The organism is uncultured Lutibacter sp., from assembly GCF_947495725.1.
Taxonomy (GTDB): domain Bacteria; phylum Bacteroidota; class Bacteroidia; order Flavobacteriales; family Flavobacteriaceae; genus Lutibacter.
The window spans coordinates 1-14,924 of sequence record NZ_CANLZZ010000004.1 but is presented as its reverse complement, the minus strand read 5'-3'; the positions used below and the strand labels follow the sequence as shown (position 1 = coordinate 14,924).

General features: G+C 30.0%; 10 protein-coding genes. 4 read left to right on the top strand and 6 right to left on the bottom strand.

The genetic code is table 11. The features are described from left to right. Nucleotides 1-101 precede the first annotated feature (101 nt). The 3 genes from Q0776_RS09615 to acs are packed head-to-tail and all read left to right on the top strand — an operon-like array spanning nucleotide 102 to nucleotide 6,971. Nucleotides 102-2,732 carry a sensor histidine kinase gene (locus tag Q0776_RS09615; RefSeq protein ID WP_298367527.1) on the top strand — a complete coding sequence of 877 codons (2,631 nt, stop codon included), beginning with the start codon at nucleotides 102-104 and terminating at the stop codon, nucleotides 2,730-2,732. Between the two features lies 1 nt (nucleotide 2,733). Continuing rightward, the gene (locus tag Q0776_RS09610; RefSeq protein WP_298367526.1) at nucleotides 2,734-3,096 is read left to right on the top strand and encodes a response regulator; all 363 of its coding nucleotides are present in this window, start codon (nucleotides 2,734-2,736) and stop codon (nucleotides 3,094-3,096) included. 50 nt (nucleotides 3,097-3,146) lie between these two features. Then, nucleotides 3,147-6,971 (top strand): acetate--CoA ligase, encoded by a 3,825-nt coding sequence (gene acs / locus Q0776_RS09605; RefSeq protein WP_298367525.1) that lies wholly within the window; start codon nucleotides 3,147-3,149, stop codon nucleotides 6,969-6,971. Between the two features lie 53 nt (nucleotides 6,972-7,024). Here the strand turns inward: acs and Q0776_RS09600 are convergent, their stop codons facing one another. From Q0776_RS09600 to Q0776_RS09575, 6 genes are read right to left on the bottom strand one after another with little or no spacing between them, the layout of a single operon-like run. After that, complete coding sequence (locus tag Q0776_RS09600) at nucleotides 7,025-7,687, bottom strand: 3'-5' exonuclease (RefSeq protein ID WP_298367520.1); 663 nt, start codon at nucleotides 7,685-7,687, stop codon at nucleotides 7,025-7,027. Further along, nucleotides 7,687-9,606 (bottom strand): DUF294 nucleotidyltransferase-like domain-containing protein, encoded by a 1,920-nt coding sequence (locus tag Q0776_RS09595; protein ID WP_298367517.1) that lies wholly within the window; start codon nucleotides 9,604-9,606, stop codon nucleotides 7,687-7,689. The genes Q0776_RS09600 and Q0776_RS09595 overlap by 1 nt, the downstream gene beginning before the upstream one ends. A 57-nt stretch (nucleotides 9,607-9,663) precedes the next feature. Continuing rightward, nucleotides 9,664-10,335, bottom strand: coding sequence for a 3'-5' exonuclease (locus Q0776_RS09590; protein WP_298367515.1), 672 nt, complete (start codon nucleotides 10,333-10,335; stop codon nucleotides 9,664-9,666). A 2-nt stretch (nucleotides 10,336-10,337) separates the two neighbouring features. Then, the gene (locus Q0776_RS09585) at nucleotides 10,338-12,254 is read right to left on the bottom strand and encodes a DUF294 nucleotidyltransferase-like domain-containing protein (protein WP_298367513.1); all 1,917 of its coding nucleotides are present in this window, start codon (nucleotides 12,252-12,254) and stop codon (nucleotides 10,338-10,340) included. Between the two features lie 12 nt (nucleotides 12,255-12,266). After that, the gene (locus Q0776_RS09580; RefSeq protein ID WP_298367511.1) at nucleotides 12,267-12,812 is read right to left on the bottom strand and encodes an NUDIX domain-containing protein; all 546 of its coding nucleotides are present in this window, start codon (nucleotides 12,810-12,812) and stop codon (nucleotides 12,267-12,269) included. Nucleotides 12,813-12,851: 39 nt separating this feature from the next. Beyond that, nucleotides 12,852-13,940 carry a M42 family metallopeptidase gene (locus tag Q0776_RS09575; protein ID WP_298368531.1) on the bottom strand — a complete coding sequence of 363 codons (1,089 nt, stop codon included), beginning with the start codon at nucleotides 13,938-13,940 and terminating at the stop codon, nucleotides 12,852-12,854. Nucleotides 13,941-14,155: 215 nt separating this feature from the next. Here Q0776_RS09575 and Q0776_RS09570 point away from each other — a divergent pair, with 215 nt between their 5' ends. Then, nucleotides 14,156-14,773 carry a DUF4294 domain-containing protein gene (locus Q0776_RS09570; protein ID WP_298367508.1) on the top strand — a complete coding sequence of 206 codons (618 nt, stop codon included), beginning with the start codon at nucleotides 14,156-14,158 and terminating at the stop codon, nucleotides 14,771-14,773. Nucleotides 14,774-14,924 lie beyond the last annotated feature (151 nt).

Here is a 14,924-nt window from a genome sequence, read left to right as displayed (position 1 = left end):
TAACAGTGCGTCTTTTTTAGGCTTTCCAATCATATATTTTTACATTTTTAGTATTTGGGTGTTAAGTATTGTGGCGTCTTATATTGTTTTAAAAAGGTTTTATGAGTAGTTTTTTAGTTATACTTGTAATAATAATTTACTTAGCTGTTGTTTTTTATGTGGCTTTTTGGGCTGAAAAAAATTCAAAAAGTAAATGGGTAAATAATCCATATGTTTATACACTGTCGTTGGCAGTTTACTGCACTGCTTGGACTTATTACGGAAGCGTTGGGTTAGCTGCTACTTCAGGACTAAAATTCTTAACAATTTATTTAGGTCCGGTAATAATTATTCCTGCCTGGATATTGTTAATGAGAAAAATCCTTAGGATTTCAAAAGCAAATAAAATTTCATCATTAGCTGATTTTATTTCTTTAAGGTATGGTAATAATCGGTTTTTGGGAGCTTTAGTTACTGTAATTTGCGTGTTGGCAATTGTACCTTATATTTCTTTACAATTGAAGGCAATATCGGAAACTTTTAATGTGATTACAAAACATAACATTATTGCAAATACTGTAATTAACGATACTACATTTTATATAGCAATTTTATTAGCAATTTTTGCGGCATTTTTTGGAACTCAACATACCGATGCTTCTGAAAGACATAAAGGGATTATAACAGCAGTTGCATTAGAGTCTTTAATTAAATTAGTGTTTTTTTTAGTTATTGGAGTGTATGTAACTTTTTACTTGTTTAATGGCCCGTCCGATATTTATAAACAAGCCTCAATATTACCAAATTTTAACTTACAACAATCAATAAATGGTTTAGAAGGAGGTTTTAATTGGTTCTTTTTAAGTATGTTGTCAATGATAGCTATAATGCTTTTACCACGTCAGTTTCAGGTTACAGTTGTAGAAAACGATAGAGAAAAGTACTTAAAAAAAGTAATATGGATGTTTCCCTTATACTTGTTGCTTTTTAACATTTTTGTGCTATTTATTGCATGGGGAGGAAATATAATATTTCAACATCAAAATGTGGATGCCGATTTATTTACATTAATGTTACCGTTAGTTAATGGTCATGAAATTTTGGCGTTAATAGTTTTTTTAGGTGGTTTTTCCGCTGCAATTTCAATGGTAGTTATTTCAACATTGGCACTTTCAACAATGTTAAGTAACAATCTAATAATACCATATGGATTTTTAAATAAATATAGTAAAAGCGAATCTAGTGAAAATACTGAGTCAATTAAAAATATTAGACGTGTAGCAATTTTTTCATTAATCATACTCGCTTATTTTTTCTACAGAATTTTTACTTTAAATAGATCTTTGGTTTCAATAGGCTTAATTTCATTTGTAATAATAGCACAACTAGCTCCATCTTTTTTTGGAGGTTTATTTTGGAGAAGAGCTTCATCAAGAGGGGCAAAGTATGGAATAATTGTAGGTTTTATAGTGACCTTTTATACCTTAATTGTACCATTTACAATTGATTCGCAAATGTTGTCAACTTCCTTTGTAATTGAAGGTTTATTTGGGACAGGATTTTTAAAGCCTTATGAGCTTTTTGGATTGCAATTATTTGAGCCTGTACCGCACGCATTTTTTTGGAGTATGTTTTTTAATATTTTGGTATATGCAATTGTTTCAGTAAGTATTGTAGGAAATTACAGAGAACGAAATTTTGCTGAAATGTTTGTAGATAGTACTAAATATGCAGAATTGCACGAAGGTGCATATGTGTGGAAGGGAGAAGCTTATGTTAGCGATATAAAAGAAGTTTTAATAAGGTTTTTAGGTGAAAAACGAACAGAAAGAGCATTAAATTTATTTTATATGAAAAACGGAATAAGTGATACATCTATATATGCAGACGCACGTTTGGTAAATTTTTCAGAAAAATTATTAACGGGTAGTATTGGTAGTGCTTCTTCAAGAATTTTAATAGCATCGGTTGTAAAGGAAGAAGAAATTAGTTTGCCAGAAGTGTTAAGTATTTTGGATGAAACTCAAAAAACGAAAGAGTCGAATAAAGAACTGAAAGAAAGAGATAAACAAAAAGATGAGTTTTTAGATACTGTAGCACACGAATTAAAAACTCCAATAACCTCAATTAGAGCACTATCTGAAATTTTACTCGATGATGAAGAGATAGAAAGTAATACAAAAAAACAATTTTTAAGTAGTATTCTAAGTGAAAGCGAACGTGTTAGTCGTTTAATAAATAACATTTTAGATCTAGAAAAACTTGCAACAGGAAAGGAAAAATTGGATTTAAAGGAAAATTCTATAAAAAACACTATTGAGAAGTCCATTGATGTTGTTTATCAAATTGCTGCAAACAAAGGTGTTACATTAAGTTTTGATGAAGCAACTGCGGCTAAATTACTGTATGACGAAGATAGAATTCAGCAGGTAATAATAAATCTATTGTCAAATGCTATTAAATTTTCAGCAGAAAATAAGGGGGAAGTTTTTATTAAGACCAGCTTCAACAAAAATAGACTAAAGATTTCTGTAGAAGATAACGGAAAAGGAATTGAACCTAACGATTTAGTTTCAATTTTTAATAAGTTTTATCAATCAAAAAATCAAACAATATTAAAACCTGTAGGAAGTGGTTTAGGTTTGGCCATAAGTAAACAAATTATTGAGAGTCATAAAGGTGAAATTTGGGCCGAAAATAACGAAAACGGTGGAGCGAGAGTAACATTTACATTACCATATAAAAAGCAATAGTATGAAAAAGTTATTAATTGTGGACGATGAACCTAACATTGTAATGTCGTTAGAATATACTTTTAAAAAAGAAGATTTCAACGTTTTTATTGCCAGAGACGGTGCTGAAGCAATTGAAATTGTAAATAATGATAATCCTGACATCATAATTTTAGATATTATGATGCCAAATGTTGATGGATTTCAAGTCTTAAAATATTTGAAAGAAAATAAAGAATTAAAAAACATAAAAGTGATTTTTTTATCTGCAAAAAACAAGACCTCAGACATTGAGTTAGGGTTAAAACTAGGAGCAGATAAATATATGTCAAAACCATTTTCAGTTAAAAAGCTAGTAAATGAAGTAAAAGAGTTATTAAAGTAAAATATACACCCAATTATTATTGGGCAGATTAACAATTAAAATTTTATAATATGAGTTACCAAAAACATTATAATAATAGTATTGAAAATCCAGAGCAATTTTGGAAGGAACAATCCAATAACATTAAATGGTATAATAAACCAACAACTATATTGTCTAAGGACGAAAATGGATTTGATCGTTGGTTTGCCGATGGAAAATTGAATGTTTGTTATTTGGCTGTAGATAAGCATATTGAAGATGGTTTTGGTGAGCAGACAGCAATTATTTATGATTCTCCAGTTACTCAAAGAAAATTAAAATATACCTATAATGAAGTTAAGCATGAAGTTGAACGTTTAGCAGGTGGACTTCGCGATTTAGGAGTAAAAAAAGGAGATACCGTTATAATTTATATGCCAATGATTCCACATGCAGCATTTAGTATGTTAGCTTGTGCTAGGATTGGAGCCATTCATTCTGTAGTTTTTGGAGGGTTTGCACCTCACGAATTAGCTATAAGAATTGATGATTGTAAACCTAAAGTTATTATAACAGCAACAGCAGGTATTGAAGTAGATCGACTAATTCCGTACAAACCATTAGTAGATGAAGCCATTGAAAAGGCAACTCACAAACCAGATAAAGTAATTGTTTTTCAAAGAAGATTAGGAACAATTCTAACTAAAACACATCGTTTTGTTGCGTATAGAGATTTAGTTGACAGTTCAAAGCCAGCAGAATGTGTTCCTATGACTTCAACCGATCCTCTTTATATATTATATACTTCTGGTACAACGGGTAAACCAAAAGGGATTTTGAGAGATAGCGGAGGATATGCAACAGCATTAAAATACTCAATGAGAAATGTTTATGGAGTTGAGGAAGGTGATGTATATTGGGCAGCTTCTGATGTAGGTTGGGTTGTTGGACATAGTTACATTGTTTACGGTCCTTTATTAAACAGAAATACAACAATTATTTTTGAAGGAAAACCTATTAAAACTCCTGATGCTAGTACTTTTTGGAGGATAATTTCAGAAAATAACGTAAAGGTTATGTTCACTGCTCCAACTGCAATTAGAGCTATTAAAAAAGAAGATCCGGATGGTGAGTTGATGAAGCAATATGATTTGAGCTGTTTAAAATATCAGTTTTTAGCAGGTGAAAGATGCGATGTTGCTACCTTAAAATGGTTAGAAGAAAAATTAAATATTCCTGTAATCGATCATTGGTGGCAAACCGAGTCCGGTTGGCCAATGTTATCTAATATGATGGGTGTAGAAGCATTACCTGTAAAACCGGGTTCTGCAACTAAGCCTGTGAGCGGTTATGACATTCAAATTTTAAATAGTGAAGGACAGCAATTAGGACCAAACGAAGAAGGATTTGTGGCCGTTAAACTGCCGATGCCTCCTGGTAATATGCTTAATATTTGGGGAAATACAGATCGTTTTAAAGATGGTTACTTAAAAAAATTCCCAGGATTTTATTTTTCTGGAGATGGAGGATATACAGATGAAGAAGGTTATGTATTTATAACCGGCCGTGTTGATGATGTAATTAATGTTGCAGGCCATAGATTATCTACTGCCGAGATGGAAGAAATTGTTTCGTCTAATCCTTCTGTTGCCGAATGTGCAGTATTTGGAATAGAAGATCAATTAAAAGGTCAGGTTCCGTTGGCTTTGGTTGTTCTAAAATCAGGAGATTATGTTTCAAGTTTTGAGTTGGAGTATAATATTGTTCAGGAAGTAAGAAAACAAATTGGAGCTGTAGCTGCCTTAAAAAAAGTATTATTAGTTCAAAGGTTACCAAAAACACGTTCAGGAAAAATTCTTCGAAAATTATTAAGAAATATTGCCGATGGTGTTGAATATACAATTCCATCGACAATTGATGATCCTGAAATTATTAATGAAATTACGCACGAATTCAAATTAAACAATATTGGAATATTTGAACATGCAACAGAAGAAGAAAAAGAAACATTAGATGATTTAAAAGTAGATTCTTTTATAAAGTATTATAAATCATATCAACATAGCGTTAATGATCCAGAAGGGTTTTGGTCTCAAATTGCTGAAACTTTTACTTGGCGCAAAAAGTGGGATAAGGTAGTTGAGTTCGACTGGGATAAACCAAAATTCGAATGGTTTAAAGGTGCTAAACTAAATATTACCGAAAACTGTTTGGATCGTCACCTGAAAAAACGCGGAGACGATATAGCAATAATCTGGGAGCCAAACGATCCAAATGAAGCGAATAGAACGTTTACTTATAGAGAATTACATGCTGAGGTATGTAAGTTTTCTAACGTATTAAAAAATAATGGAGTAATTAAAGGTGATAAAGTTTGTATTTATATGCCAATGGTTCCGGAGTTAGCTATTGCTGTTTTAGCATGTGCGCGAATTGGAGCGGTTCATTCGGTAGTTTTTGCAGGGTTTTCAGCTGTTGCGCTCTCTACCAGAATTAATGATGCTGAATGTAAAATGTTACTTACGTCTGACGGTGTTTCTAGAGGAAGTAAAGCAGTTGATTTTAAAACTATTGTAGATGAAGCATTGGAAACTTGCCCAACTATCGAAACTTCAATTGTTTTGAACAGAGTTAATGGGAATATTAACATGAAAGCTGGACGTGACGTTTGGTGGCACGAAGAATTGTTAAAGGTAGACGCAGTTTGTGAGGCCGAGGAAATGGATGCGGAAGATATGTTATTTATTTTATATACTTCTGGCTCTACAGGAAAACCAAAAGGAATGGTACATACATGTGCTGGTTATATGGTGCATACAGCTTACAGTTTTAAAAATGTATTCCAATATTCTCATGGTGATGTTTATTTTTGCACAGCAGATATTGGTTGGATAACAGGACATTCATATATTGTTTATGGGCCTTTAGCTGCTGGTGCCACAACGTTAATGTTTGAAGGAGTTCCTTCTTATCCAGATTATAGTAGATTTTGGCAAATTGTTGAGAAATATAAGGTTAATCAATTCTATACAGCACCAACTGCAATTAGAGCATTGGCTGCACAAGGAAATGAATTAACAGAGCAAAACGATTTAAGTTCTATTAAGGTATTAGGAACTGTTGGAGAGCCTATTAATGAAGAGGCATGGCATTGGTATAATGAAAAAATTGGTAAACAAAAATCTCCAATTGTTGATACTTGGTGGCAAACGGAAACAGGTGGAATTATGATATCACCATTAGCAGGAGTTACGCCAACAAAACCTACATTTGCAACTCGTCCACTTCCTGGTATTCAACCTTGTTTATTAGATGAAAACGGTGAGGAGGTAAACACAAACCCTGCAGAGGGAAGACTTTGTGTTAAGTACCCTTGGCCTTCTATTGCAAGAACTATATATGGAAATCATCAACGATATAAAGAAACCTATTTTTCAACTTTTAAGGACAAGTATTTTACAGGTGATGGAGCTTTTAGAGACTTAGAAGGGAATTATAGAATTACTGGTAGAGTAGATGATGTTGTAATAGTATCCGGACATAATTTAGGAACCGCTCCAATTGAGAATGTAATTAATGAACATAGTAATGTTGTGGAGTCAGCAGTTGTTGGTTATCCACATGATATTAAAGGAAATGCTTTATATGCGTATGTTATTGTTTATGATACTCCTGAGAATGAAGACTTTTTAAGAAAAGAAATTAATGGTTTAATTGGACGAACCATTGGTCCAATTGCAAAGTTAGATAAAATTCAATTTGTTAAGGGGTTACCAAAAACAAGATCGGGTAAAATTATGAGAAGAATATTGAGGAAAATTGCTGAAAATGAAACTTCAAACTTAGGAGATATTTCAACACTTTTAAATCCAGATGTTGTTGCTTCTATAATGGATGGGTCTTTAGTAAAATAATTTTAATATCCACAAGTAATAAGCCGCAGTCATTATTTTGATAGCGGCTTTTTTTAAATTAATCCTTTATTATTTGTAGTCCTGAACAAGTCAGAATAATAAACGGTGCGTTCCTTTTTAAGTTTTGAAATTATTTTTAAAAAGAGAAGGGCCGTAATAAAGGCATCTCCAGAAGCTGTATGCCTGTCGTGTTTTGGTATGTTAAATTCTTTGCATAGCGCATCAAGATTAAAATGATTACCGGTTTTACCATCTAATTTCTTATAAAGGATACCAGTGTCAATACTTTTATTTTTTAATTTAGGTAAATTCATTCTTGTTAATGCGGCGTTAATCATTTTAACATCAAATGCAGCATGGTGTGCTATTAAAACAGCATTTTGTAAATAATTAATGAAGTATTCAATTGCTTTTTCTTCTGAAAACTTTTCAATATTACCTTCTTTTAAAATTCCGTGAATTTCAACGGTATCAGTATTAAATTCATCTTGTTTTAAATAAATTTCAAAATTATCGGCAACATCAATAATTCCATTTGTAATTGCAATTGCTCCAATTGACAAAATTCTATCTTTTACAGTATCTAAACCTGTGGTTTCTGTATCAAAAACTATAAAACGAGTTTTTTCAATAGATTTTGGTTGTTTTATTTTAAAAGTCTTTAAGTATTCTTTCCAAAAATCTGGATAATTTTTATGTTTAAACCAGTTCCACATTACATCATTTGAGATAAATTATATCTTATATTTAATAATTCTTGAATATCTTTAATAGGTTTAAAGGCTCCTTTTAATTTTAATTTTTCCGATTTACTTAGATTTTTTAAATCAATATACCTACCAGAATCGTTATGTTTTAACCCTTGCTCGGTTCTAAAGCGTAATAAAATTTTAAACGCATCTATGCAAGATAAATATAAGTCTTTATTTTGCGGTTCAATATCAATAAGGTTCACATATCTTTTAATTGTATTATTTTCATTCTTCAAATTATGAGAAAGACATAATAATCTTGCAGCATCAATTAACGGCATTAAAGCTTTACTTTTTATATCGAATTGATCTTTATGTGCTCCATCGTTTTCTACCAAAAATTGTCTAAAAAAACCTAGAGGTGGAGGGTTAATTAAAGCATTTCTTCCTAAAAAATTAAGAAAAATTTCATAAGATTTTATAGATTTAAATATGCTTTTAGAAATTTTATCTACTAATTTTTTGTTTCCATAAACTAAATCGTAATCAAAAAATATGGTACACATCATAATTGATTTTTCTGAAGGTTGAGTGATCCATTTATTAAATTTATTTTTCCATTCGTTTACAGAAAGACAAAATTTCGGATTACTCGCCATCATATTTGCTGGGCAATACTCAAAACCAATTGTATTTAATTTATTAGTAATTTTTTTTGATAAACTTATAAAGTAATCTTTTGTTGTTTTGTAATCTTCATCAAAAACGTTTTCAAAAACCAATGCATTATCCTGATCTGTAATTAAGAGTTGTTCTTTTCTTCCTTGACTTCCCAATGCTAACCAACCAAATTTTACAGGTGGTTTAGTTTCCATTTCTAGAATTGAAAGTTCAATTGCTTTTATTGTTAATGCGCTTGTAATTTCTGAAATAATATTTGAAATAAAAATAATTGGAATCTTTTGCTCAATATAACCTTTAAGTAATTTTGATGTTTTTTGACGAATATACCTTAATGTTTCAATATTTTTTGCGCGTTTTAGTTCTTTAATTAAAACAGATGGATTGTTTCCCTGTAAAACTACAATATCGTGTTCACTCATAATGCCGCACAACTCAGAGTTTGGCGTTCCGTCTTTAGTTATACACAGATGCGTAATTTTATGTTTAAGCATTGCTATTTGTGCTTCGGATGTTGTAATTTTATCTGAAACGGTAATTACGGGAGACGACATTATTTGATCAACTTTTTCATCAATGGAAACTAATCCGGTTGCAATTTTTAACCGTAAATCTTTGTCGGTGATTATGCCAATAGGGTTTTTATTTTCAACTATTAAAATAGAGCCAACCCTGTTTGAACTCATTATTAATGCGGCCTCTTTTATAGATGTTTTTTTATTACAAGTAATTGGATTTTTACTGTATTCTGCAGTTTGAAAATCAGATAAATTGGTATTGTTACCTTCTAAAGTATCAACATTTGCAAATAGTTGTCCGTAATTGTTATTTGCGTAAGGAGTTTTAATGTTTGTGGAAAAACTAGCTATTAAAAATTTACTTACTTTATCATTACTTTGAATTATTTCTTTTAAAATTTCAACAGATATAGCGTAGAGAATACTTTCTTCATTTGCTTTTGCACTCATAAGGTAGTGGTCATTTTGAACCAATGGTCTTAACCCAAAAATATCACCTTCATCACAAATATCAACTAAAATTGAATCTAAATCCAAAGTTCTATATAAACCAATTGCGCCATCTTTTACTATATAAAAGTTTTCATGAGGAAGTTCTTTTTGTTTAAAAACAACCCTGTCTTTTTCAACATAAACTACCTTGACATTAGCAGCAATTAAAAATAGTTGTTCTTTAGTTAAAATATCAAAAGGAGGGAAATCTTTTAAAAAATCAAAAATGCGTTCTGCAATAGTGTTTTTCATACTTTTTAATGAATGATAAACACTAAAGTTACAAAATTTAGAAGAGTAATTAAAAGCTTATTTATTTAAATTGTAGTTTGTGTTTACTAAATCAAATATATTTAGAGCGTTGTTTTTTTTATATTGATTTGTCAATTTTAAAAATACTAAAGCAGTTAATAGGGCATCACCAGAGGCTGTATGTCTATCATGCATTGTCACTCCATATTCGTTACATAAATTATCTAAACTAAATACTTTATTATGTCTATTTTTGGGAGAAAGCTTTTTATAAATATAATTTGTGTCTAATTGCTTCGAAATAAGTGGTCCAAGATTAATGCGTCTTAGAGCTGTATTTATCATGTTTAAATCGAAAGCGGTATGATGAGCGATAATTACAGCGTCGTCTAAATATTCAATAAATGCTATAAGAGCTTCTTCTTCGCTCATTTTTGTTTCGGTACCATTTTTTCTAATACCATGAATTTTTACTGTTTCTTTATTGAATACATCTTGTTTTATATAAACTTCGAAGGAGTCTGTTACTAATATTTTGTTGTTTTTTATCGCAACTGCTCCAATACATAACATTCTGTCATTTTCATAGTCAAATCCTGTGGTTTCTGTATCTAAAACAACAAATCGAATGGATTCGTAATTGTAATATTTTTCACAAGTAGAAACTTTTTCAACATAATCTAACCAATATTTAGGATAACTTTTTCTTTTAAATATTCGACTAAACATATTTAACCTATTTGAGTTGTTTTAAATCTAATTTTTAAAGCTTCTTGTACATTTTTTATGGGGTTAAAGCAGCTTTTTAATTTTAATCGGTCTGCTTTACTTAAGCTATTTATATCTACAAATTTTCCACTATCATTATTTGCTAAGCCCTGAGAAGTTCTAAACGTTAACAATATTTTAAATGCATTTGAACAAGATTCAAATAAATCTTTATTTTGAGGTTCAACCTCCATTAGTTTTTTATAACGTGCAATAGTATTATTTATTTGTAAACCGTGATATAAAGAAAATATTCTTGCAGCATCAACTAACGGTCGTATAGCTCTAGATTTTATATCAAAATTGTCTTTGTTTTCACCATCCTGTTCTACTAAAAATTGTTTAAAGAAACCAAGAGGGGGTGGGTTATCTAAAGTTACTTTTCCTAAAAAGCTTAAAAATATTTGATTTTTTTTAATATACTTTAATACACTTGTAGCCATTTTATTGTACAATTCTTTATTTCCGTATATCAATTCAAAATCATAAAAAATTATACTAAGTAGTATTTTTTCTGGAATAGGATCTTTTATCCATTCTTTAAATTGTTGTTTCCATTCGTCAATTGATAAACACCATTTAGGATTGCTAGCCATAATATTTGCTGGACAATAGTCAAAACCAACAATATTTAATTTTTCAGTTACTTTTGTAGCTAATTTTAAAAAATAGGCTTTTACATTTTCGTATTCTGATTCTGTTACATTTTCAAATACTAAAGCATTATCCTGATCGGTCATCAATAACTGCTCTTTTCTACCTTGACTTCCTACAGCAAACCAAGAATAATTAACGGGTGGTTTTGTGCCAATTTCTTGAATTGATAATTCAATTGCACTTTTTGTAATTGCTGTATTTATTTCTGAAATAACTTTTGTTACAAAATAAATAGGAATTTCTTGTTCGATATAGCCTTTAGTAAGTTCTGCAGCTTTGGATCTAATATATTTTAAAGTTTCTGCGTCTTTTGCTTGTTTAATTTCTTTTATAAGTAGTAGAGGATTGTTTCCTTGAATTAAATTAAGATCATGCTCAGATAAAATTCCAACTAATTCTGAAGTATTTGTACCGTCTTTTGTAATACACAAATGCGATACTTTATGTTTTAAGCGTGCAATTTGGGCTTCAGCGACGGTTATGTTTTCTGGAAAAGTAACTACCGGACTAGCCATTATAGTTTCAACAGTATCCGTAATTTTAAACAGGCCAGTACCAATTTTGGTTCTAATATCTTTGTCTGTTATAATTCCAATTGGTATATTATTGTTGGCAATAACAATTGAATTAATTACATTTTTAGTCATAATTATTGCCGCTTCCTGAATAGTAATATTAGCTGAACAAGTAATTGGGTTTTTTGTGTATTTCGCTGACTGGGTTTCAATAAAACTATTTTCTACTTTTTTAATAGCCTTAATATTTGCAAACAATTTACCCTTATGTTTTTCAGAAAAAGGGTCTCTAGTATTTGTAGCAAAACTGGCAATTAAAAATTGACTTACCTTAGGGAAGTTTAAAATAATATCATTAAAAAGATGAATAGGAATGGCGTAAATTATTGATTCTTCATTTGCTGCAGCTCCCATTAAATAGTTTTCCTTCATTATAAGTGGTCGTAGTCCAAATAAATCTCCTTCGTCACAAATGTCTACAATATGTTTTTTACCCTCAGCAAATCTATACAATCTTATAACTCCTTCATTTACAATGTAAAAATGTTCGTGCGGAGTGTCATTTTGACTAAATATTATTTGATCTTTTTCAAAATAATGAATTTCTACTTTCTTTGCTATTTCAAGTAATGTATCTTTCTGAATTAAATTAAAAGGAGGATAATCCTTTAAAAAATCCAATATTCTTTCTGCAATTGTATTTTTCATTGTAATAATATATCAGCTTGTATAATTTTTAATTTTTTCTAAAACTAATTTGTAATAATCTTCCCCGTGCGGAACAAACTCTTTATTGTTTAATTTTAGCCTTTTTATTAAATTGTCAATTGTAATTATTTTTATTTCTGAAACTTCTTCTTCTTGTATTTTTAGAGTGCTAAAATCAAAATTTACACTACATATATATATATGGTGTATTTCATTGTCAATTAAATTGGTATTATGGTGAATTTTCTTTTTGTAAATTCCAATATAATTTAACTGATTATGTAATACACGTATTCCTATTTCTTCTTCCAGTTCTCTAACTGCCGATATTATTGGTTTTTCTCCAGCAGAAATATGTCCAGCAGCTGAAACATCCCAAAGATTTGGAAAGGTATCTTTGTTAGCTGCCCTTTTTTGAATAATTATATTTTTTTGATTATTAAACACCCAAATATGGGTACTTCCATGTAAAAGTCCTTTTTTATGAGCTTCGGATTTCAAGCAGGATTTACCTGTTAAATTTCCTTCATTGTCTAGTAAATCTATATATTCATCCATAATTTAAATAAAAAAGACAGCAAAAGCTGTCTTTTACTATTATTTGAAATAACTAAAATTTTCTCCTTCTTTAATATTTAAAAGTGTTTCATAAATTAAACGTATTACATTTTCTACATCATCTTTATGAACCATTTCAACAGTTGTATGCATATAACGTAATGCAAGTGAAATTAAAGCAGATGGAACACCACCATTACTATAAGCAAATGCATCGGTATCTGTACCTGTTGCCCTTGATGATGCTAATCTTTGAAAAGGAATTTTTTTGGCCTCAGCTGTTTCAACAATTAAATCTCGAAGATTATTTTGAACAGCAGGAGCATAGCTAATAACTGGTCCGTCACCACTTTTTGTTTCACCTTCCTTCTTTTTTTCAATCATTGGAGTGGTAGTATCATGGCAAACGTCAGTAATAATAGCAATATTTGGTTTAATAGTGTGTGTTATCATTTCAGCACCTCTTAAACCAATTTCTTCTTGAACCGAATTTGTAATATATAAACCAAAAGGAAGTTTAACTTTATTTTCCTTTAATAAGCGAGCGACTTCGGCAATCATAAATCCTCCAACTCTATTGTCAATAGCTCTACAAACAAAATTATTTTTATTTAAAATAAAAAATTCATCTGGATAAGTAATAACACATCCAACATGAACTCCTAACTTCTCAACTTCTTCTTTTGATTTACAACCAACATCAATAAATATGTTGTCTAATTTTGGAGCTTCTTCTTTACCGCCAATTCTTGTGTGTATCGCAGGCCAACCAAACACACCTTTTACAATTCCTTTTTTTGTATGGATATTAACAACTTTTGAAGGTGCAATTTGATGATCACTTCCACCATTTCTAATTACATAAATCAAACCTTCAGGTGTAATATAATTTACGTACCACGAAATTTCATCTGCATGTCCTTCAATTACTACTTTAAATTTTGCGTCTGGATTAATAACGCCAACAGCAGTTCCATAACTGTCAGTTATAAATGTATCAACATATGGTTTTAAATAATTCATCCATATTTTCTGACCTTCACTTTCATAACCCGTTGGTGAAGCATTATTTAAGTACTTTTCTAAGAACGAAATAGAACTCTTATTCAATATTTTTTTACTCATAATTATATTTCTTATTAAAAAACGAAGATACTAAATTGTTAAATAAACTATTTAAATAAACAATCATTTTAAATTTACATACTAAAAAGTATAATCGAAAGTTGTAATTTTGGAAACGTTTTGATTAATAAAAAGTATTTATGAAGGCCAAGTTTAGTACCTTATTATATATATGTACAATATTATTTTGTAATAATCTTTTTTCTCAAGTAGAAAAAATGGACTCTATCCCATTGTCAGAGCAGTACATTATTTTTGAAGGAGACACTTTATTAATAAAATTGGATGAAGTTTTGTTGTTAAAAAAACTAAAATTCAAAACTAGTTACGATAGAAGATATTATTATTGGTTTAGAAGAAAAACTTTAAAAGCTTATCCCTATGCGAAATTAGCTGCAGATAGGTTAGAAGTATTAAATGAAAGAATCGAGAATATTAAATCAGGTAGAAAGAAACGAATTTATACAAAACGAATCCAAAAATATTTAGAAGGCGAGTTCACAGATCAATTAAAAAAATTAACTCGCACCGAAGGAAGAATATTAATAAAGCTTATTCATCGCCAAACTGGAAGCACTGCATTTGATTTGGTAAAAGATTTACGTAGCGGATGGAAAGCTTTTTGGTATAATACTACGGCTAAAATGTTCAAACTTTCTTTGAAGAACGAGTATGACCCAGTTAATGTTGAAGAAGATTATCTAATTGAAGATATACTTCAAAGAGCTTTCGTAGACGGTGTTTTAGAAGAACAACCGTCAAAATTAGATTTTAATTTCATTGAATTAAGTACTAAAGAAGTTATACTGCCAAAACCAGAGCCCAAAAAAAAGTAATTTTTTAAAAAAATACACTTGTGAGATTAAAATATTTACATTATTTTAGCTATCCGGCTTTTTTTTAAAGTAATTTAATAAAATAATTCAGGGTATTTGTTAGTTTTAATTAACGGGTTTTCAGAAGTATAAGGATTTAAGTTAAAAATTA

Excerpts from the sequence above, each read along its gene's own strand:
- Q0776_RS09585 (WP_298367513.1), bottom strand. The coding sequence starts at position 12,254 with ATGAAAAATACAATTGCAGAAAGAATATTGGATTTTTTAAAGGATTAT.
- Q0776_RS09580 (WP_298367511.1), bottom strand. The coding sequence starts at position 12,812 with ATGGATGAATATATAGATTTACTAGACAATGAAGGAAATTTAACAGGT.
- Q0776_RS09600 (WP_298367520.1), bottom strand. The coding sequence starts at position 7,687 with ATGTGGAACTGGTTTAAACATAAAAATTATCCAGATTTTTGGAAAGAA.
- Q0776_RS09595 (WP_298367517.1), bottom strand. The coding sequence starts at position 9,606 with ATGAAAAACACTATTGCAGAACGCATTTTTGATTTTTTAAAAGATTTC.
- acs (WP_298367525.1), top strand. The coding sequence starts at position 3,147 with ATGAGTTACCAAAAACATTATAATAATAGTATTGAAAATCCAGAGCAA.
- Q0776_RS09570 (WP_298367508.1), top strand. The coding sequence starts at position 14,156 with ATGGACTCTATCCCATTGTCAGAGCAGTACATTATTTTTGAAGGAGAC.
- Q0776_RS09615 (WP_298367527.1), top strand. The coding sequence starts at position 102 with ATGAGTAGTTTTTTAGTTATACTTGTAATAATAATTTACTTAGCTGTT.
- Q0776_RS09590 (WP_298367515.1), bottom strand. The coding sequence starts at position 10,335 with ATGTTTAGTCGAATATTTAAAAGAAAAAGTTATCCTAAATATTGGTTA.
- Q0776_RS09610 (WP_298367526.1), top strand. The coding sequence starts at position 2,734 with ATGAAAAAGTTATTAATTGTGGACGATGAACCTAACATTGTAATGTCG.